This is a genomic window from Chryseobacterium turcicum, assembly GCF_021010565.1.
Lineage (GTDB): Bacteria > Bacteroidota > Bacteroidia > Flavobacteriales > Weeksellaceae > Chryseobacterium > Chryseobacterium turcicum.
In genome coordinates, this window is sequence record NZ_JAJNAY010000001.1 from 1,428,207 (window position 1) to 1,446,819 (window position 18,613).

Consider the following 18,613-nt stretch of genomic DNA (forward strand, 5'->3'; position numbering starts at 1 on the left):
CAGAATATGGAATTTACAGCTTCGCAAATTGCAAGTTTTATCGACGGAAAAATTATAGGTGACGAAAACGCACTTATTACTGGCGTTTCACCGATTGAAAGCGGAGAAGCCGGTCATCTTTCTTTTGTTGCACAAGATCGTTTTGCACATCATCTAGATACTTCAAAATGCTCGGTACTTATTGTTACCGAGACACTTATTGATAAAGATCAATACGATCCTACAATTATAGCGGTAAAAGATGCTTACCTTTCTTTTCAGATTTTAATGAATCTATATCAGGAAATGCAGGGCAGAAAAGAAGGTGTGGAAGATGGTTCTTCTATTCACGATACTGCTGTGCTAGGAGATAAAGTTTATATCGGCGCATTTACTTATGTTTCAGAAAAGGCTAAAATTGGTGAAGGCTCACAGATTTTTCCTCAAGTATACATCGGTAAAGGAGTAAAGATCGGTAAAAACTGTAAGATTGATAGTGGTGCAAGAATTTATGATTACTGTATTATTGGTGACAATTGCGTGATACATTCTAATACCGTTATCGGTGGCGACGGATTTGGTTTTCAGCCTACTCCGGAAGGTTTTCAAAAAATTCCTCAGCTAGGAAACGTTATTATTGAAGATAATGTAGAAATCGGGTCAAACTGTAGCATCGACAGAGCAACAATAGGTTCTACAGTTATTGGTAAAGGAACTAAAATCGATAATCTGATTCAGATTGCACACAATGTAAAAATTGGTGCCAACAATGTAATCGCAGCTCAGGCTGGAATTGCTGGCTCTACAACCATCGGTGACTGGAACCAAATTGGAGGTCAGGTGGGAATCGTCGGTCATATAAAAATAGGAAATCAGGTGAAAATTCAGGCGCAAAGTGGAGTGAACTCCAGCGTTAATGATAAAGAAACCATTTACGGTTCTCCTGCGATAAGCTATAACGACTACCTTAGAAGTTATGTACACTTCAGGAATCTTCCTGAATTGGCAAAAAGAATAAATAATCTTGAGAATAACTCAAAAGATCATACTAATGAGTGATATGCAAAAAACCCTTCAGCAAGAGGTTACTCTTTCTGGAATCGGTCTTCATACTGGTAAAGAAGTAAAACTAACCATTAAACCTGCAAAAGAAAATACAGGTTTTGTGTTCGTAAGAACAGATCTTGAAGGGCAACCTCATGTAGAAGCAGACGTAAATTACGTTGTGGCTACAGAAAGAGGAACTACTTTGGAGAAGTTGGGTGTTAAAATCAATACGTGTGAGCATGTTTTAGCTGCATTGGTTGGTTGCGATATCGACAATGCTATTTTAGAGATGGATGCTTCTGAGCCTCCTATTTTAGATGGTTCTTCAAAATTCTTTGTAGAAGCTATCGAAAGTGTAGGCGTGGTAGAACAAAGTATTGCAAGAGAATATTTTGTGGTAAAAGAAGTATTAAGCTACAGCGATCCGGTTACAGGTTCAGAAATCACAATTATCCCTTCAGATCATTACGAAGTGACAACGATGGTAGATTTTGGAACTAAAGTTTTAGGAACTCAAAATGCTACCCTTAAAAATATTTCAGAATTTAAAGAAGAAATTTCTTCTGCAAGAACATTCAGCTTTTTGCACGAATTGGAAATGCTTCTTGATCACGGTTTAATCAAAGGAGGAGATATCTCTAACGCTATTGTTTACGTTGATAAAGATTTAACTACTGAAACAACCGAAAAACTGAAAAAAGCTTTCGGAAAAGACCATGTTTCTATAAGACCCAACGGAATTTTAGATAATTTAACTTTAAACTATCCAAACGAAGCCGCAAGACACAAATTATTAGATGTAATTGGTGATTTAGCTTTAACAGGAGTGAAAATTAAAGGAAAAGTTATTGCCAATAAACCAGGTCATTTTGTAAATACCCAATTTGCAAAAAAACTAAACCGTCAGTGGAAACTACAGAAAAAGAAAAATGTTCCTGAGTTTGATTTAACTAAAGAACCCGTTTTTGACATCAATGGAATTATGAAGCTAATGCCTCACAGACCTCCGTTTTTGTTAATCGATAAAATTCTTGAGCTTTCAGACTCTCACGTTGTAGGTTTGAAGAATGTGACGATGAACGAACCATTCTTTGTGGGTCATTTCCCTAAAGAACCGGTTATGCCAGGAGTTTTACAGGTAGAAGCTTTAGCACAGACAGGAGGAATCTTGGTTTTGGCAAGCGTTCCGGATCCTGAAAATTATTCAACTTATTTTATTAAAATAGATAAGGTGAAATTCAAGAGAAAAGTTGTTCCTGGTGATACAATGATTTTCAAAATTGAATTGATAGAGCCAATCAGAAGAGGTATTGTTCATATGCAAGGGTATGGTTATGTTGGCGATACTGTTGCTGTAGAAGCAGAACTAATGGCTCAAGTTGCAAAAAATAAAATTGATTAAATGATTCATCAATTAGCAGCCGTTGATAAGCGTGCAAAAATCAGCAAAAACGTTGTAGTAGAGCCATTCACTACCATTGCAGGAGATGTAGAAATAGGAGAGGGATCTTGGATTGGTTCAAATGTAACCATTATGGATGGCGCAAGAATCGGTAAAAACTGTAGAATTTTTCCCGGAACTGTAATTTCTGCAATTCCTCAGGATTTAAAATTCGATGGTGAAGACACACAAACGATTATCGGTGACGATACTACAATCAGAGAATGTGTAACGGTAAATAGAGGGACCAAAGCTTTAGGTTATACAAAAATCGGAGCAAATTGTTTGATTATGGCAACAACGCATATTGCACACGACTGTGTAATCGGTGATCATGTTATCATTGTAAACGGTTGCGGTATTGCAGGTCACGTAGAAATTGGTGACTATACAGTAATGGGAGGTTTATCAGCGGTACATCAGTTTGGTAAAATCGGAAAACATGTAATGATTTCTGGGGGTACTTTGGTGAGAAAAGATATTCCGCCTTACGTAAAAGTGGCTAGAGAACCGATGGCTTATGCAGGAATAAATTCTGTAGGTTTAAGAAGAAGAGGTTTTACCAATGAGAAAATCTTTGAAATTCAGAAAATTTACAGAGCTATTTTTCAAATGAAAATGAATGTTTCTCAAGCAGTGACGCATATCGAAAAAGAAATGCTTCCTACTGCAGAAAGAGATGAAATTCTTCAGTTTATTCAAAACTCACCAAGAGGTATCGTAAAAGGATACGGAACAGGAAAAGAATAATTTAAATTGAAAATGATGAAAATTTTAGTATTGATTCTTACCGTTTTATCTTCCTCTTTTTTTGCACAGCAGAAAAGAAATTTGTCTTTAGATATTAAAGATTCTCTGGCAGTTAAAAATGTAAATTCAATCCTAGATTATTCTAAAAAATCTTTTTCAAACCTAAATTCAGACTTAAAGAGTTCTTCACAGGTGAATAAAAATCTAGACCAGCTTTTAATCAATACAATCAACTTTAATACAGTAATTAATAATCGCGCGGTAACTCTTGTAGATGCAGGGTCATTTAGCAAACCGAGAATTGATGCAGTAGATATGCTTGGTAGAAAATTGTTGAGCGTTCAGGTTTATAAATCAAAATAAAAAAACATACTATACATAATGGCAACAAGTAACGATATAAAAAAAGGTCTTTGCATCGAATTTAGCAATGATATCTTTAAGGTAATCGAATTTATGCACGTAAAACCAGGTAAAGGACCTGCTTTCGTAAGAACAAAAATGAAATCTGTAACCAACGGAAAAGTTTTAGACAATACTTTCTCTGCAGGTCACAAAATTGATGAGGTGAAAGTAATTACCAGAAAATTCCAGTATCTTTATGATGATGAGAATGGTTTCCACTTCATGAATAACGAAGACTTCTCTCAATTATATTTAAACAAAGAAATGATTGAAAACTCAAACCTAATGAAAGCAGGTGAAGAAGTAACAATCATTTTGAAAGAAGCAGACGAAACGCCGCTTTCTGCAGAACTTCCTCAGTCGGTTTACCTAGAAGTTATCGAAGCTGATCCAGGTGTGAAAGGAAATACAGCTACCAACGCCCTGAAAAACGCAATCGTTGAAACAGGAGCAAGAGTAATGGTTCCTTTGTTCATCGAGGCAGGCGACAAAATAAAAGTGAGCACAGAAGACGGTTCTTACTTAGAGAGAGTAAAAGAGTAATCTTAGATAATATTAGAGAGCTGAAAGCATTACAACTTTCAGCTTTCGTTTTTTTATGGCAGCAATTCCCGCCTTCCACTCCCGCTTTTTTGCTACACTTCGTTTCGCAAAAAGAGCTCCGTTCAAGTCGGGCTGCAATGTAAACAGAAAAACAAATTTTGTCAGAATTTCAGATTTTGGCAACAATCATTACAAACCTTGTCAAGGTTCAAAACCTTGACAAGGTTGATAAAACAACACATTATTTAAAAAAATATGACGTTTCATCAGCCACAAAAACTTAAAACAATTGCAGATTTAATCGGAGCAAAATTTATAGGTTCTGAAGATTTTGAAGTAGTGGGAACCAACGAAATTCACAGAGTAAAATCTGGAGAAATTGTTTTCGTAAACCATCCCAAATATTACGATAAAGCGTTAAACTCAGCAGCTACCATTATCTTAATAGATAAAGAAGTAGAATGCCCAGAAGGTAAGGCGCTTTTGATTTCCGACGATCCTTTCAGAGATTTCAATAAAATAAACACGCACTTCACTAGAATTTATAATTTCGCAGAGACCCTTCATGATGTTGAGATTGGTGAAGGCACAAAAATTCACCCTTCAGCAGTTTTAGGAAACAATATTACCATCGGTAAAAACACCATTATCTTTCCAAATGTGGTGATAGGTGACCGCACAGTTATTGGTGACAATGTCGTTATCCAGTCTAACACGGTTTTGGGTGGCGACGCATTTTATTACAGAAAACTCAATGGAAATTTTGACCGTTTAATCTCTGTAGGAAATGTAATTATCGAAAATAACGTAGAAATCGGAAACGGATGTACCATCGATAGAGGTGTTACAGATTCTACCATTATTGGGGAAGGTTCTGTTTTAGATAACCAAATCCAAATCGGTCACGATACCGTAATCGGTAAAAAATGCTTGATTGCTTCTCAGGTGGGTATTGCAGGATGCTGCATTATCGGTGATGAAGTAACGTTATGGGGACAAGTGGGTATCGCTTCTGGGAATACGATTGAAAGCGGTTCCGTGCTTTTAGGTAAAACAGGAGTCAACAGAGACCTCAAAAAAGGAACCTACATCGGAATGTTTGCAGAAGATTACAAAACCTACCTCAAAAAAGAGGTGAAATTGAGGCAGCTTTAATAAACAAATTGCTCTGTTTTATTCAAATTCAAAGAAAAATAAGTAAATTTGTGAGCATTAAAATAAATAAATTTAAAAAATAATAAAATGTCAATTTTAGTAAACAAAGATTCTAAAGTAATTGTACAAGGATTTACTGGTAACGAAGGTACTTTCCACGCTGGTCAAATGATCGAATACGGAACAAACGTTGTAGGTGGTGTTACTCCAGGAAAAGGTGGTAGCGAGCACTTAGGAAAGCCGGTATTCAACACCGTGGCTGATGCTGTTTCAAAAGCTGAAGCAAACGTAAGTATTATTTTCGTACCTCCTGCATTTGCTGCAGATGCTATTATGGAAGCTGCAGAAGCAGGTATCAAAGTAATCGTTTGTATTACAGAAGGTATTCCTGTTGCTGATATGGTAAAAGTAAAAGCTTATATCGCAGACAAGGAGACTAGATTAATCGGGCCAAACTGTCCAGGAATTATCACTTCTGATGAAGCTAAAATTGGTATTATGCCAGGTTTCGTTTTCAAAAAAGGAAAAGTAGGTATTGTTTCAAAATCAGGAACTCTTACGTATGAAGCTGCTGACCAAGTAGTAAGAGCAGGTTACGGTATCTCTACTGCAATCGGAATTGGTGGTGACCCAATTATCGGAACTACAACTAAAGAAGCGTTAGAATTATTCATCAACGATCCAGAAACTGAAGCGGTTGTAATGATCGGAGAAATCGGTGGTGGTCTTGAGGCTGAAGCTGCAAGATGGTACAAAGCGAGTGGTTCTACAAAACCAGTAGTAGGTTTCATCGCAGGACAAACTGCTCCTAAAGGAAGAACAATGGGGCACGCTGGTGCAATCGTTGGTGGTGATGAAGATACAGCTCAGGCAAAAATGGAAATCATGAGAGAAAACGGAATCAACGTTGTAGATTCTCCTGCTGATATTGGTGCTACTGTAGCAAAAATCTTAGGATAAGCAAAAACAAATATGATATGAAAAAAATTTTATTAACATCTGCATTGGCCTTTTCTTTTTTATCGTTCGCACAAATCGATTTAAGAAGTACAAGATTCGGTCTTACTGCAGGTGCAAACTATTCCAGAATTAAAAACGCTCACAATCCTTCGGGAGCAAAATTTGCTTTTCAGGGTGGCGTTTTAGCATTAATTCCAATGGGGGGAGCAAATCAGTTTTATTTGCAACCCGAGGTGACGTATTACGGAGCCGGAGAGTCAGGGAAAGATAAAAATGCGAAAGGAGCTGATGGTTATAACGCAGTATATGCCAATAATTATTTAAGTGTTCCTATCTATTTTAAAGGGTATTTTTCTGAAGCAGAATCAGAATTTTTTGGACTCATTGGTCCTAGATTTAATTTCTTGCTTAGTCAGAATGTAAAAAATGTTCCTCTTGGAAGACCTTATTATGATCCTGATGTAACCGTTCCTAACTATCCTCAGATTAGCGGTAAAGCAAATAGCTTTAATTTTGCCATTGGGGCAGGAATAGGATATAGCTACAAAAGACAGTTAGAATTAACTTTAAAATATGATTTAGGGATTTCTAATACATATCCCAAACTTGTTGAGGATTTTACCAAAGATCCCAATACTGTAAAGAAGAAATCTGAGCAGGTTTTAAGCTTAAGTCTTAGTTATATTTTCGAATAGAATTTTTTCATTCAACACATAAAAAATCCCGAAACCATTTAGTTTCGGGATTTTTGTTTATTTATAGAAGCTTTTACCCTCTAATCCACTTCCAAAGCTCTTTCAAAGTCGCCTTATTTCCATACATCAAAATCCCAACTCGGTAAATTTTTCCGGCTAAGAAAATCATGAAAATTGTTGTTCCTAAAAGCAAAGCCATAGATAAAGCAATCTGCCATGCCGGAACTCCAAACGGAATTCTTGCCACCATCGCAACAGGCGAAGTAAACGGAATCATCGACATCCAGAATCCTACCGGTCCGTCAGGATTATTAATGACAGAAATACTTCCATACATCCCTAAAGTAAGCGGAAGAATAGCAAATAAAGTAAATTGCTGGGTTTCAGTTTCGTTATCAACTGCAGAACCAATTGCAGCATAAACAGAGCTGTAAAACATATAACCCAAAAGGAAAAACACAATGAATACAAAGATTATTAATGGGAAATTCATTTCCAATAAGCTGTGAGAAACCTGTGTCGCCATTTGCCCGATATCTAGCTTGCTCATCAACTCTTCATTTCCACCAGGAATATTTTTCTGAATAGACGAAAAACCAGTGTTTAAAATCAAAGCTCCAGCTATAGACATGGTAATCCATACAATAAACTGAGTAAGAGCAACCATGGTAACGCCTAGAATTTTTCCCATCATCAATTCAAAAGGCTTTACAGAAGAGATGATGATTTCTACAACACGATTGTTTTTTTCTTCTAAAACGCTTCGCATAACACGAACACCGTAAATAAGAATAAACATAAACGTAACGTACATTAAAATCATGCTCAAAGCACTTTTAATCCCAAATGCCAAATCAGAATCTTCTTTGTTATCTTCCGAAACATTAATGGTTTTTAGCGTAAAGCTCTTATCTAAATTTTTAAGTTGTGCTTCCTGAATTCCCAGCTGCTTTATTTTTTCTTTTTTGATGACATTGGTAATGTCTGAAATAATCTGTTGCTTCGTATCAAAACCAATTTTCGAGTTGATAACTAATCGAGTGTTTTTCTCTATATCATCAAGATTATTACCCGATATAGCAGGAAGAATTAAAATTCCGTCTAAACTTTCGTTGCCTTTAAGATTTTTAATTTTAGCATTCTCTTCAGCAGTAGGAATAAAAACATAGTTGATTTTTTCGTCAGATTTGAGCTGTCCTTTAAATAATCCGCTGTTGTCTACAACCTCTATCACATTATGAGATTGGTTGGCTTTAAACATAAATCCGATTACTGCACCAAAAGCAACAATCATCAACGGAGCCAGTAAAGTCAGTATAATGAAAGATTTTTTCTTAACCTGAGTAAGAAATTCCCTTTTTGTAATTAAAAAAATATTGTTCATAATATTAAGAGTGATTGCTTACCGCATTGATAAATACTTCATTCATGCTCGGAATTCTTTCGTCAAAAGACCTTACTTTTCCTACATTAACCAAATCTAAAAGAATATTGTTTTGATTGGCTTCGTTTTTCAAATCAAATGAAACCAAGTTGTTTTCATTGGTGATATTAAAAATTCCATATTTGTCTTTAAACTGGTCAAACTGATGGTCGTTGACTTCAGATAAAGTAATTCCAAAAATATTTTTCTTGAATTTTTCGCGTACATCAAAAACTTTTCCGTCAATAATTTTTTTAGAATTGTTAATTAAAGCTACATAATCACACATTTCTTCTACACTTTCCATTCTGTGGGTAGAAAGGATAATGGTGGTTCCGTTGTTTTTAAGGTCAATAATTTGATCTTTAATTAAATTGGCATTCACAGGGTCAAAACCTGAAAAAGGCTCATCCAAAATCAATAGATGTGGTCTGTGAAGAACAGTGACAACAAACTGTATTTTCTGAGCCATCCCTTTAGATAATTCAGAAAGTTTCTTCTTCCACCACTGGTCGATATTGAGTTTGTCAAACCATTTTTTTGCTTCATTCAGAGCATCGCTTTTTTTCATGCCTTTCAGTTCTCCAAAATAAAGAATCTGATCACCAACACTCATATTTTTATAAAGACCACGTTCTTCCGGCATATAACCGATGTCTTTAATATGATTAGGGTTCAGTTTTTCTCCGTTAATGAAAACATTTCCAGAATCGGCTTGTGTAATCTGATTGATAATTCGGATGAATGATGTTTTTCCTGCTCCGTTTGGTCCTAGAAGACCGTAAATACTTCCTTTCGGAACGTCTATGCTAAAATCTTCTAATGCGGTTTTTTTTCCGGCATTGTAGGTTTTAGTAATTTGTTCAGCTTTTAGCATTAAAATTGTTTTTACAATTAGTTATGAAATATCCCGAAAGTTACGGAATAATTGAAAAAAAATATGCTAAAAGAAAAAATTCTGATGATTATCAGGATTTTGAATATTATTGCTTTACTATTTGAGTAACTTTTTGTGTGTTGTCGCTTAGAATATATCTGATAAGATATTTTCCGGGTTTCAGTTTCTGAATATTAATCTCAGCATTATTGCTGTTAATATTATAACTCGCTACTTGAGTTCCTAATATAGAATAAAAAGAAACATTTTTAATTTTCAATGAAGAATCTTTCGCTTTCACCATCAAAAAATCTTTCGCTGGGTTAGGATATGCAGTAAGCACACCGTCATCAGATTTTTGAGTAGTGGAAGTTGGCTCTTTTATTTGTGCTTTCAAATTATCAGAAAACCCAATAGTAGCGCCAATAAATATAAATAAAAGTAAAAGTTTTTTCATCAACGATATATTTGCTTAAATATTACTAACAAAAATAATAAATTCTATAATTCTCTGCAATAGTTTTTTGGAGAACTTATATTAAATTTGCAATAAATTATTCAAAAAGTATTCCAAAGATGATATATTCTAGAAACAGAAGACTAAGAGTGAATGAATCGATGAGAGGATTGGTGAGAGAATGCAATCTTTCAGTCAACGATTTTGTAATGCCTATTTTCGTAATGGAAGGTGAAAATAAGGAAGAAGCAATCCCTTCAATGCCCGGTATTTTCAGGCGTAGCATCGATCTTACGGTGAAAGAATGTAAAGAATTATTTTCTTTAGGAGTGAAGGCGGTTAATCTTTATATGAAAGTTTCCGACGATTTAAAAGATAACACCGGAAAAGAAGCTTGGAATAAAGATGGCTTAATGCAAAATACCATTAAAGCAATCAAAGATGCAGTACCTGAAATGGTGATCATGCCTGATGTAGCCTTAGATCCGTACTCAATTTATGGTCACGACGGAATTATAGAAAACGGAAAAATCATCAATGACGCAACCAATGACGCTTTAGCGAGAATGGCAGTGTCACATGCCGAAGCTGGAGCTGACATTGTGGCGCCAAGTGACATGATGGATGGCAGAGTTTTGACAATTCGCGAAGCTTTAGAAGAAAGCGGCTTCCATGATGTAGGAATTTTAAGTTATGCGGCAAAATACGCAAGTTCTTTTTACGGACCTTTCAGAAGTGCTTTAGACAGCGCACCAAAAGACAATATGGAAATTCCAAAAGATAAAAAAACCTATCAGATGGATTTTCACAATTCTCGTGAAGCATTAAACGAAGTTTTCAAAGATGTGGAAGAAGGTGCTGACATTATTATGATTAAACCGGGTCTTCCGTATTTGGATATTGTGGCTAAAGTGCGTGAAGCTATTGATTTGCCAATCGCAGTTTACAACGTAAGCGGAGAATACGCAATGTTAAAAGCGGCTGCACAAAATGGCTGGTTAGATAATGATAAAGCAATTATTGAAAGCTTAACGTGCTTCAAAAGAGCAGGAGCAGATATGATTTTCACGTATGCGGCAAAAGAAGCAGCGATGATTTTAAATAAATAATTTTTTACCACAAAAGGCACAAAAGTTTTTTCAGAGTTTAAAATGATATGGAAAAAGTTCACATAAGCCATTGTTTGGGAAATTATGTGAACTTTTTTAGGTCTAAATTAGCTCTTTTCTTTTGTGCCTTTTGTGGTTAAATTAATCTACATCAAAGTTTTTTCCTTTTACAAACTTTGCCGCAAAAGGAGCTTGGTTTCCGGAATATTTTAAGACAAAATGTTTTTTGGTATCGGTATCTACTTTTGCTTCTACATCCACATTGGTTGTTTGAAAACTGACATCCAAGCCTACACCAGATTCTTTTTCAAGAAAAATTTCTACACTTTCAGCATAAAATAAAGAGATACTCAGGTAATTGAATTTAATATTCTTGCGATATGTTTTAGATTTTGACTGTGTGAATTCCGAGAAACTTTTTAATATTTCAATTCCCGGCGAATCGATATTGGTGATTCTAGATTTTGTAACTCCATTTACTCGGATTGAGAAATTTTTTGCACTGTTGATATTTCCGTTAATTCCAATATTAAATAAAGACGGTAGAGATAAACCGTATTCAATCATACTGTCTTTGGTGAATTCAAAATCAGGGATTAATGCAGTATGTTTTGGTGTATTTAATAATTGATTTTTTACGGTATTCAATTGTTCACCCGAAAACAAATAACCGATGAGGTTGTTATTGGTTGTGCGCCAGTTTCTGCCGTTCCACTCGTAGATTTCACAAAGTAAAGTATCAGTTGATGAATGGGGAAGAAGCTCGATATCCTGCCATTTAAAAACTTCTTTTGCGTAAGGTCTTCTGTTGATAAGGTTGATTCCCAAATCGAGAGCCATCAAATCGCTTAATTGTTGGTTGGTTTGCATAATTATTGTGTGTAATTGGTGATTTAAAATTAAATAAAAATACCGAAATCAATCTTATTTTATCAACAGAATTTAAAAGGATTTATAAAATTTAATAATTGCTTCAGCTTAATGAAAATTTTCGGTTGGTTTTGTTGATTTAAACTTTACCAAACATTTGTCAGCATAGTTTTAAAAAAGTAATTTAGTCTTTTCAAATCACCGTGATTACGCAGGGTGTCTAAGAACAATGAAATATAATTATGAAAATATATACTAAAACTGGGGATAAAGGGCAGACTGCTTTATATGGCGGTACAAGAGTTTCAAAAGCGAGCGCAAGAGTAGACAGCTACGGAAATATTGACGAGCTGAATTCTTTTATTGGAATTTCAAAAAGCCATATCACTGATGAGGAAGTTTTAAAACAGCTGAAAAAAATCCAGTTTGATTTGTTTACGGTAGGTTCTGAAGCGGCAACTCCGGTTGATAAACTGATGTTGGCCAACGGAAAATCTCGTCTTCCTTTAATTATTTCTGATACGGAAATTGAAGAACTCGAAAATTGGATGGATGCTTATGAAGATAAATTAGAGCCTTTACAATATTTTATTCTTCCAGGAGGAGGCAAATCGGCAACTTTTTTACATGCTGCCCGTACCATTTGCCGTAGAGCAGAGCGTTCTTTGGTTTTTTTGAACGAATCTGAGGAAGTGCGTCCTGAATTAATCAAATATCTTAACAGACTTTCAGATTATCTTTTTGTTTTGGCAAGATATATCTCAAAAATCAATAATGAACCGGAAGAATACTGGAATCCGAATGAAAGATAAAGTATTACTTTTTATCAACGGTGACGCTCCGAAATCTTTCCCTGATTTAGAAAATTACGATTTAATTGCCTGTACAGACGGTGCTTTTCATTATTTGAAAGAGCTCGGTTTTCCGTTAGATAAACTAGATTTTATTTCCGGAGATTTTGATTCGCATATTGGCTCAGACGAAAATGTTTATCAAGATAAATTTATTCATACTCCTGATCAGGAACGTACCGATTTTTACAAAGCTTTAGAAATAATTTTAGAAAAAGGTTATAAAAACGTTGATGTTTTTGGCGGAAGTGGAGGCGAGCAGGATCATTTTTTAGGAAATCTCACGGTTGCTTTCGGCTTTAAAAATCAAATGAAGATTCAATTTTTTGATGAATTTTCTGAATATTATTTTATTCCGGAAAGTTTTATAATGAATGGAGTGAAAGATAAAATGATATCGCTTTATCCATTTCCATCGGTAGAAAATATTACGACAAAAGGTTTGAAATGGGAGTTGAATAATATCAATGCTAATATGACAACCGATATGCTCACCAGAAATTTAGCAATAGAAGATGAGCTTTCAATTGAATATAAAAAAGGTGATTTACTACTTTTTATTGGAAATAAGAAGCGTAATATTTAATTGGAAGTCAATAAAAATAAGATGTGACAAACTGTGTAAATAAGAGTAATCTGTAGGAATAAAGAATGAAAAATCAAATTAAAATAATAAGCCTGTTCATTTTATTACTCTGCATCTCCTCTTGTAAGACTCAAAGTTTTTCCATTCCCGAATACGGAATTATAACAACTGAAAATAAAGTTTTAATCAAAAAAGCAACCAATTTCAGAACCGTTGGGAATATCAAAAATAGTGATGGCAGAATTTTAAAAGAGGGGAAATTTTACAGAAGCGCACATTTGCATAAGCTGAAGAAAAAATCATTTGAAGCTTTTGAAAATTTAGGAATTAAAGAAATTATTGAGCTTAGAAATTCTAAAGAGATTTCTCAAAAACCAGATGTCATTCCTCAAAATGTAGATTATAAAAATTATTCTGCTTTTGAAGATGAAGGAGATCAATTGAATCATGCGAAAAAGCTTGTTTTAAAAGGAAAAGTAAAAGGTTCAGATGCAGATCAAAGGATGCTGGATTTTTATAAAACCTATGCAACAGAAAATCCGGAAATTATTAAAAAGATTATTCATCAGATTTTAGATGCAGAAAATCCTGTTTTATATCATTGTACAGCAGGGAAAGATCGTACAGGGATTATAACGGCATTAATTTTAACTATTTTAAAATTTGACAAAGCCACAATTGAGAATGATTATCTTCTTTCTAACAATTATCGTGAAAAATTAGTTCAAAAAAGACTTCATCTCGCTCATAATCTACATTTTATATATCCAAAAATGGATTTAAATGTTATTGAAAAATTAAGCTGGGTAGAAAAGAATTATTTAGATGCTGCTTTTTTAGAAATTAATAAAAAATATGGCTCAATGGATGTATATATTCATGAAAAATTGGAAATCTCTGAAAATAAAAGGAACGAATACATTCTTAAGTTCACGTATTGATTTTAGACTAAGTTTTTAGTCTAAAAACTGCTTAAATTTATAATAAATTTAACGTTAAAAAATCAAACTTTTTTAGCAATTTTGCATTCTTAATTCACTTGTCAAAAAATGAAAATAAAATACTCGGAACTTATTGATCAGACATTGTATTTTCCTACGGAAGAATTCAATGTTTCTGAGAACAATTTGTCTTTTCACGATATTCCTTTGATGGAAGTTGTTGAGAAGTTTGGAACGCCTCTTAAGGTAAGTTACCTCCCGAAGATTTCTCAAAATATTCAAAAAGCAAAAGGCTGGTTTAAGGAAGCTTTTGAGAAAATCGATTACAAAAAGAACTACAGATATTGTTACTGTACAAAATCCAGCCATTTCAAATTTGTCATTGAAGAAGCTTTGAAGAATGATATTTCTATCGAAACATCTTCAGCGTACGATATGGATATTGTGAAATCGCTTTATACAGAAGGTAAAGTTGATAAAAACATCGAAGTAATCTGCAACGGTTTCAAAACGGATGATTATCTGGCGAAAATTTCAGATATGATTAACAGTGGTTTTGAAAATATCACTCCGATTCTGGATAATTACCGTGAGCTAGATAAGCTTACAGAAAGCATTGATACAACGTTCGACATCGGAATCAGAATTGCTTCTGAGGAAGAACCTAAGTTCGAATTTTATACCTCAAGATTAGGAATCGGATATAAAGATATCATTCCTTATTATAGTCAGAAAATTGCAGAACATCCGAATGCAAGGCTGAAAATGCTTCACTTTTTCATTAATACCGGAATCAAAGACACGGCTTATTATTGGAATGAATTATACAAATGCCTTCGTGTTTATGCACGTTTGAAGAAAATTGCTCCGGAAGTAAATTCACTGAATATCGGTGGTGGTTTCCCAATTAAAACTTCATTAAATTTTGATTACGATTACCAATATATGGTGGAAGAAATCGTTTCTCAAATTAAAAAATTCTGTGAAGAAGAAGGTGTAGAAGAACCAAATATTTATACTGAATTCGGAAGCTTTACAGTAGGAGAAAGTGGTGCGAATTTGTATAAAATTATTTCTCAGAAACGTCAGAATGACAGAGAAAAATGGAACATGATTGATTCGTCTTTCATGACCACACTTCCTGATACTTGGGCGATTTCCAGACATTTCATCATGCTTCCGTTAAACCGTTGGGAAGATTCTTACGAAAGAGTTTTCTTGGGTGGATTAACGTGTGATTCTGATGATTATTACAATTCTGAACAACATACCAACGCCATTTATCTGCCAGTTTTCAGTGATACAAAACCTTTATACATCGGTTTCTTCCACACGGGAGCATATCAGGAAACAATTGGTGGTTACGGTGGAGTTCATCACTGTTTGATGCCTCAACCAAGACATATTTTGATTCAGAAAGATGAAAATGGAGAATTCCAATATGAAATCTTTAGAGAAAGACAAGAGCCAGAAGATATTTTGAAATTATTAGGTTATCAATAATCATATCTTTCAATATAAACGTGCTTTAGCTCGTTTGACATAAAAAAACAAAGCTCTCCGATTTGGAGAGCTTTTATATTTTAGAAATGTTGAGAAATTTTATCAATTTCGATTTCTGAATAATCTGAAACGACAATATTAGCTAAACTATAATCCTGATTGTGAGAATTGAAGCTTTTATAAGCTGCGCAAAAAATATTGGCTCTGTGTGCTGCTAAAATTCCGTTGGTAGAATCTTCAATCACCATGCAGTTTTCAATCGGCTCATTTGCTAATTTGGCAGCAAGTTGGAAAATTTCAGGATGAGGTTTTGATTCTTTCAAATCGGCACCACTTATTTTTCCGCTAAAATATTTTTCTAAGCCAAATTTCTCGAAAACCATATTAATGGTCGTCATACTTGCAGAAGAAGCAACAATTAATTTTACATTGTTTTCGTAGTAATGCTCAATCAGTTTTCTCACTCCGGGAATTAAATCAAAGTCGGCATCATTATAGAAATAATCTTTGAAATGAGTTCTTTTGAGTTGCGTGATGTTCTCGTGGGTATGATTGAGATTAAATTCAGCAATTAAAGTTTCGCAGACTCTTTTTGTAGAAGCACCAGTAAAAGAGGTGTATAATTCTTCAGAAACTTCAATTTCCAGCTGATTGAAGGTTTTAAAATAAGCTTTTCTGTGCAGAGGTTCTGTATCAACAATTACCCCGTCCATATCGAAAAGCACAGCTTGTAAGGACATATTTTTGAATTTCTTGCAAAGGTAAGGAATTTGATGGAAGCTTTTAATACTAATGATTTAGAGAATGGCTATATAATCTGCTTAATCTAACAAATCTGCGAGCGTTTAAGTTTAATATAATCTAAATCAATTACTATTTTCACGCATAAAAACTTCCAACTTCCATCATCTATCTTCCATCTTTCATTATCTTTGCTGCAATCATTTAATTCTAAAATAAAACATGAAAACATACGCAGGAATTCCTGAAGAAAATGCTTCATTAGAAAATTCAAAAGTAGTTTTGGTAACAGTTCCTTATGATGGAACTTCAACTTGGGGAAAAGGAGCTGACAAAGGCCCAGAATTGTTTTTGGATGCTTCCGAAAATATGGAGTTGTACGACATTGAAACAGGAACAGAGCCTTATCTTGAAGGAGTTTATTTAGCGGGAGAAATTTCTGAAAACTCTACTCCGGAAGCGATGACAGAAGCGGTTTATCAGAAAACAAAAGAGCTTTTGGCAACAGATAAATTGTTTACCCTTTTTGGTGGCGAACATTCGGTTTCTATCGGTTCGATTCGTGCAGTGGGTGAAAAATTTGAAAATCTTACCGTTTTACAGTTAGATGCTCACACAGATTTACGTCCTGAATTCCATGGTTCTACTTCTAATCACGCTTGTGCAGTTTTTGAAGCAAATCAAAAGCATAATTTGGTGCAGGTGGGAATCCGTTCTATGGATGCTGAAGAAGTTGAATATTTACCGGAAGGAAGAGTGTTTTTTGCACACGAAATTGCCAATAACGAAAACTGGGTGAATGATGTTTTAGAAAAAGTTTCAGGAAACGTGTATATCACCATCGATTTGGATGCTTTTGACCCTTCAATTGCTCCATCTACAGGAACTCCCGAACCAGGTGGTTTACAGTGGTATCCAACATTGGAATTGTTAAAAAAGGTTTTTGAAAAATGTAATGTTGTTGCTTTTGATATTGTTGAATTAATGGATTCTGCATATTCAAAACCAAGTGCATTCTTGGCTGCTAAATTATATTACAAAATGTTGGCATATTATCACATCAACAAAGATTAATATTCATTTTGAGTTAATATTAATCGTAAAAAATTCAAACCCATAAGTCACATTAGTTTTTAGATTAAAACTTGAAAATATTTAGAACACATTAGTTTTGAAAATCTTTGATTTTCTCTTATGTGTTCTAAAATATACATATCAAAAATAAGGCTCTAATGTGACTCATGTGTTAAAATTGAAAGAGCTTTTAAAATTCCGCAGGAAACGGATTTTTTCTTTCAGATTTTCTTTGGAAATTTGTGATACAAAACAAAACGAAATGTTCACACAAGACGAAATAGATTATCAGAGAATTGCCAAAGCGATAGAATATATTCAGGGCAATTTTAAGCTTCAGCCCAATTTGGATGAGGTTGCTGAAAAGGTAAATTTGAGTCCGGCACATTTTCAGAGAATATTTACAGATTGGGCAGGAACAAGCCCGAAGAAATTTTTGCAGTTCATCAGTCTTGAACACGCAAAAAGTCTATTAAAAGAAGAAAAAGCAACCTTATTTGATGCTGCATTAGAAACCGGACTTTCAAGTACCAGCAGATTACACGATTTGTTTGTGAAAATTGAAGGAATGTCGCCTGCAGAATATAAAAACGGCGGAAAAAACTTACATATTAATTATAGTTTTTCTGAAAGCCCGTTTGGAAAAATTATCACAGCTTCTACCGAAAAAGGAATCTGTTACATGGCTTTTGAAGAAAATAAAGAAAATGCATTGAGAGATTTACAAAGTAGATTTCCCAATGCATCTTTTTTTGAAAAACAGGATGATTTCCAACAAAATGCTTTGTCTATTTTTACCAAAGACTGGTCAAAACTTAATACCATCAAACTTCATTTAAAAGGAACCGATTTTCAGCTGAAAGTCTGGGAAAGTCTACTCACAATTCCATTAGGAAAACTTTCAACGTATGGAAATTTAGCCGATAAAATTGGAAATCCAAAAGCTTCAAGAGCAGTGGGAACCGCAATTGGAAGTAATCCTGTAGCATTTTTAATTCCTTGTCATCGGGTGATACAATCTTCGGGAAAAATTGGAGGTTATATGTGGGGAAGTAATAGAAAACAGCTGATTATTGGTTGGGAAAGTGCAAAAATTTATTCTGATGATTTGTTTTAAATGCAATGAACACAAATATTTTCATAAATAATCACAATGATTTTATTTATTATAAATTATTGTTTTTTTTCAATAGAAACGGGCTTTAG

At 34.3% G+C, this 18,613-nt stretch carries 20 protein-coding genes; 15 read left to right on the forward strand and 5 right to left on the reverse strand.

Features of this window, described 5'->3' with window-relative positions:
* The first annotated feature begins 6 nt into the window (after positions 1-6).
* The 8 genes from lpxD to LO744_RS06610 all read left to right on the forward strand — a co-directional run bounded on the left by lpxD (position 7) and on the right by LO744_RS06610 (position 6,975).
* On the forward strand, positions 7-1,038 hold the full coding sequence (gene lpxD / locus LO744_RS06575) for a UDP-3-O-(3-hydroxymyristoyl)glucosamine N-acyltransferase (protein ID WP_230668160.1): 1,032 nt from the start codon (positions 7-9) through the stop codon (positions 1,036-1,038).
* Positions 1,031-2,428 carry a bifunctional UDP-3-O-[3-hydroxymyristoyl] N-acetylglucosamine deacetylase/3-hydroxyacyl-ACP dehydratase gene (locus LO744_RS06580; protein ID WP_230668162.1) on the forward strand — a complete coding sequence of 466 codons (1,398 nt, stop codon included), beginning with the start codon at positions 1,031-1,033 and terminating at the stop codon, positions 2,426-2,428. Before lpxD ends, LO744_RS06580 begins: the two co-directional genes overlap by 8 nt.
* Positions 2,429-3,217, forward strand: a complete 789-nt coding sequence (gene lpxA / locus LO744_RS06585) for an acyl-ACP--UDP-N-acetylglucosamine O-acyltransferase (RefSeq protein ID WP_066678334.1) — start codon at positions 2,429-2,431, stop codon at positions 3,215-3,217. It abuts the gene before it with no gap.
* Between the two features lie 15 nt (positions 3,218-3,232).
* Positions 3,233-3,580, forward strand: coding sequence for a hypothetical protein (locus LO744_RS06590; RefSeq protein ID WP_230668165.1), 348 nt, complete (start codon positions 3,233-3,235; stop codon positions 3,578-3,580).
* Positions 3,581-3,598: 18 nt separating this feature from the next.
* A complete protein-coding gene (gene efp / locus LO744_RS06595) occupies positions 3,599-4,165 on the forward strand; it encodes an elongation factor P (protein ID WP_230668167.1) in 567 nt (188 codons plus the stop codon).
* 255 nt (positions 4,166-4,420) lie between these two features.
* Entirely contained in the window at positions 4,421-5,320 is a 900-nt protein-coding gene (locus tag LO744_RS06600; protein ID WP_230668170.1) for a UDP-3-O-(3-hydroxymyristoyl)glucosamine N-acyltransferase, read from the forward strand.
* A gap of 87 nt (positions 5,321-5,407) precedes the next feature.
* Positions 5,408-6,280 (forward strand): succinate--CoA ligase subunit alpha, encoded by an 873-nt coding sequence (sucD, locus tag LO744_RS06605; RefSeq protein ID WP_230668174.1) that lies wholly within the window; start codon positions 5,408-5,410, stop codon positions 6,278-6,280.
* Positions 6,281-6,297: 17 nt separating this feature from the next.
* Entirely contained in the window at positions 6,298-6,975 is a 678-nt protein-coding gene (locus tag LO744_RS06610; RefSeq protein ID WP_230668176.1) for a porin family protein, read from the forward strand.
* Between the two features lie 73 nt (positions 6,976-7,048).
* On the opposite strand, the gene LO744_RS06615 is transcribed toward LO744_RS06610, so the two are convergent.
* The 3 genes from LO744_RS06615 to LO744_RS06625 form a co-directional block, all read right to left on the reverse strand.
* On the reverse strand, positions 7,049-8,359 hold the full coding sequence (locus LO744_RS06615) for an ABC transporter permease (protein WP_230668189.1): 1,311 nt from the start codon (positions 8,357-8,359) through the stop codon (positions 7,049-7,051).
* Between the two features lie 4 nt (positions 8,360-8,363).
* A complete protein-coding gene (locus tag LO744_RS06620) occupies positions 8,364-9,275 on the reverse strand; it encodes an ABC transporter ATP-binding protein (protein ID WP_230668192.1) in 912 nt (303 codons plus the stop codon).
* A 106-nt stretch (positions 9,276-9,381) separates the two neighbouring features.
* Positions 9,382-9,732, reverse strand: a complete 351-nt coding sequence (locus LO744_RS06625; protein ID WP_230668195.1) for a T9SS type A sorting domain-containing protein — start codon at positions 9,730-9,732, stop codon at positions 9,382-9,384.
* 119 nt (positions 9,733-9,851) lie between these two features.
* Here LO744_RS06625 and hemB point away from each other — a divergent pair, with 119 nt between their 5' ends.
* Complete coding sequence (gene hemB, locus LO744_RS06630; protein ID WP_230668199.1) at positions 9,852-10,841, forward strand: porphobilinogen synthase; 990 nt, start codon at positions 9,852-9,854, stop codon at positions 10,839-10,841.
* 141 nt (positions 10,842-10,982) lie between these two features.
* Here hemB and LO744_RS06635 read toward each other — a convergent pair whose 3' ends face one another.
* On the reverse strand, positions 10,983-11,711 hold the full coding sequence (locus tag LO744_RS06635) for a hypothetical protein (protein WP_230668202.1): 729 nt from the start codon (positions 11,709-11,711) through the stop codon (positions 10,983-10,985).
* 242 nt (positions 11,712-11,953) lie between these two features.
* Between LO744_RS06635 and LO744_RS06640 the strand changes: the two genes are divergently transcribed.
* From LO744_RS06640 to LO744_RS06655, 4 genes are all read left to right on the forward strand, one after another.
* Positions 11,954-12,523, forward strand: a complete 570-nt coding sequence (locus tag LO744_RS06640; protein WP_230668206.1) for a cob(I)yrinic acid a,c-diamide adenosyltransferase — start codon at positions 11,954-11,956, stop codon at positions 12,521-12,523.
* Positions 12,513-13,148, forward strand: coding sequence for a thiamine diphosphokinase (locus LO744_RS06645; RefSeq protein WP_230668209.1), 636 nt, complete (start codon positions 12,513-12,515; stop codon positions 13,146-13,148). The genes LO744_RS06640 and LO744_RS06645 overlap by 11 nt, the downstream gene beginning before the upstream one ends.
* 65 nt (positions 13,149-13,213) lie before the next feature.
* Positions 13,214-14,089, forward strand: a complete 876-nt coding sequence (locus tag LO744_RS06650) for a tyrosine-protein phosphatase (protein ID WP_230668211.1) — start codon at positions 13,214-13,216, stop codon at positions 14,087-14,089.
* A 108-nt stretch (positions 14,090-14,197) separates the two neighbouring features.
* A complete protein-coding gene (locus tag LO744_RS06655) occupies positions 14,198-15,592 on the forward strand; it encodes a type III PLP-dependent enzyme domain-containing protein (RefSeq protein ID WP_066680796.1) in 1,395 nt (464 codons plus the stop codon).
* 80 nt (positions 15,593-15,672) lie between these two features.
* Here LO744_RS06655 and LO744_RS06660 read toward each other — a convergent pair whose 3' ends face one another.
* Positions 15,673-16,332 (reverse strand): HAD family hydrolase, encoded by a 660-nt coding sequence (locus tag LO744_RS06660; protein WP_230668213.1) that lies wholly within the window; start codon positions 16,330-16,332, stop codon positions 15,673-15,675.
* A gap of 223 nt (positions 16,333-16,555) precedes the next feature.
* On the opposite strand from LO744_RS06660, the gene speB reads away from it, so the two are divergent.
* Together speB and LO744_RS06670 are read left to right on the forward strand one after the other, a co-directional pair.
* Complete coding sequence (speB, locus tag LO744_RS06665; protein WP_230668215.1) at positions 16,556-17,407, forward strand: agmatinase; 852 nt, start codon at positions 16,556-16,558, stop codon at positions 17,405-17,407.
* A gap of 262 nt (positions 17,408-17,669) precedes the next feature.
* Entirely contained in the window at positions 17,670-18,524 is an 855-nt protein-coding gene (locus LO744_RS06670) for a bifunctional helix-turn-helix domain-containing protein/methylated-DNA--[protein]-cysteine S-methyltransferase (RefSeq protein WP_230668217.1), read from the forward strand.
* The last annotated feature ends 89 nt before the right edge of the window (positions 18,525-18,613 follow it).

What these genes read in the sequence shown, in the direction of transcription:
- LO744_RS06590 (WP_230668165.1), top strand. Translation starts at nt 3,233, where the DNA reads ATGAAAATTTTAGTATTGATTCTTACCGTTTTATCTTCCTCTTTTTTT.
- LO744_RS06615 (WP_230668189.1), bottom strand. Translation starts at nt 8,359, where the DNA reads ATGAACAATATTTTTTTAATTACAAAAAGGGAATTTCTTACTCAGGTT.
- LO744_RS06645 (WP_230668209.1), top strand. Translation starts at nt 12,513, where the DNA reads ATGAAAGATAAAGTATTACTTTTTATCAACGGTGACGCTCCGAAATCT.
- LO744_RS06625 (WP_230668195.1), bottom strand. Translation starts at nt 9,732, where the DNA reads ATGAAAAAACTTTTACTTTTATTTATATTTATTGGCGCTACTATTGGG.
- LO744_RS06640 (WP_230668206.1), top strand. Translation starts at nt 11,954, where the DNA reads ATGAAAATATATACTAAAACTGGGGATAAAGGGCAGACTGCTTTATAT.
- LO744_RS06650 (WP_230668211.1), top strand. Translation starts at nt 13,214, where the DNA reads ATGAAAAATCAAATTAAAATAATAAGCCTGTTCATTTTATTACTCTGC.
- efp (WP_230668167.1), top strand. Translation starts at nt 3,599, where the DNA reads ATGGCAACAAGTAACGATATAAAAAAAGGTCTTTGCATCGAATTTAGC.
- speB (WP_230668215.1), top strand. Translation starts at nt 16,556, where the DNA reads ATGAAAACATACGCAGGAATTCCTGAAGAAAATGCTTCATTAGAAAAT.
- lpxD (WP_230668160.1), top strand. Translation starts at nt 7, where the DNA reads ATGGAATTTACAGCTTCGCAAATTGCAAGTTTTATCGACGGAAAAATT.
- LO744_RS06610 (WP_230668176.1), top strand. Translation starts at nt 6,298, where the DNA reads ATGAAAAAAATTTTATTAACATCTGCATTGGCCTTTTCTTTTTTATCG.
- LO744_RS06620 (WP_230668192.1), bottom strand. Translation starts at nt 9,275, where the DNA reads ATGCTAAAAGCTGAACAAATTACTAAAACCTACAATGCCGGAAAAAAA.
- LO744_RS06580 (WP_230668162.1), top strand. Translation starts at nt 1,031, where the DNA reads ATGAGTGATATGCAAAAAACCCTTCAGCAAGAGGTTACTCTTTCTGGA.
- LO744_RS06635 (WP_230668202.1), bottom strand. Translation starts at nt 11,711, where the DNA reads ATGCAAACCAACCAACAATTAAGCGATTTGATGGCTCTCGATTTGGGA.
- hemB (WP_230668199.1), top strand. Translation starts at nt 9,852, where the DNA reads ATGATATATTCTAGAAACAGAAGACTAAGAGTGAATGAATCGATGAGA.
- LO744_RS06670 (WP_230668217.1), top strand. Translation starts at nt 17,670, where the DNA reads ATGTTCACACAAGACGAAATAGATTATCAGAGAATTGCCAAAGCGATA.
- LO744_RS06660 (WP_230668213.1), bottom strand. Translation starts at nt 16,332, where the DNA reads ATGTCCTTACAAGCTGTGCTTTTCGATATGGACGGGGTAATTGTTGAT.
- lpxA (WP_066678334.1), top strand. Translation starts at nt 2,429, where the DNA reads ATGATTCATCAATTAGCAGCCGTTGATAAGCGTGCAAAAATCAGCAAA.
- LO744_RS06600 (WP_230668170.1), top strand. Translation starts at nt 4,421, where the DNA reads ATGACGTTTCATCAGCCACAAAAACTTAAAACAATTGCAGATTTAATC.
- sucD (WP_230668174.1), top strand. Translation starts at nt 5,408, where the DNA reads ATGTCAATTTTAGTAAACAAAGATTCTAAAGTAATTGTACAAGGATTT.
- LO744_RS06655 (WP_066680796.1), top strand. Translation starts at nt 14,198, where the DNA reads ATGAAAATAAAATACTCGGAACTTATTGATCAGACATTGTATTTTCCT.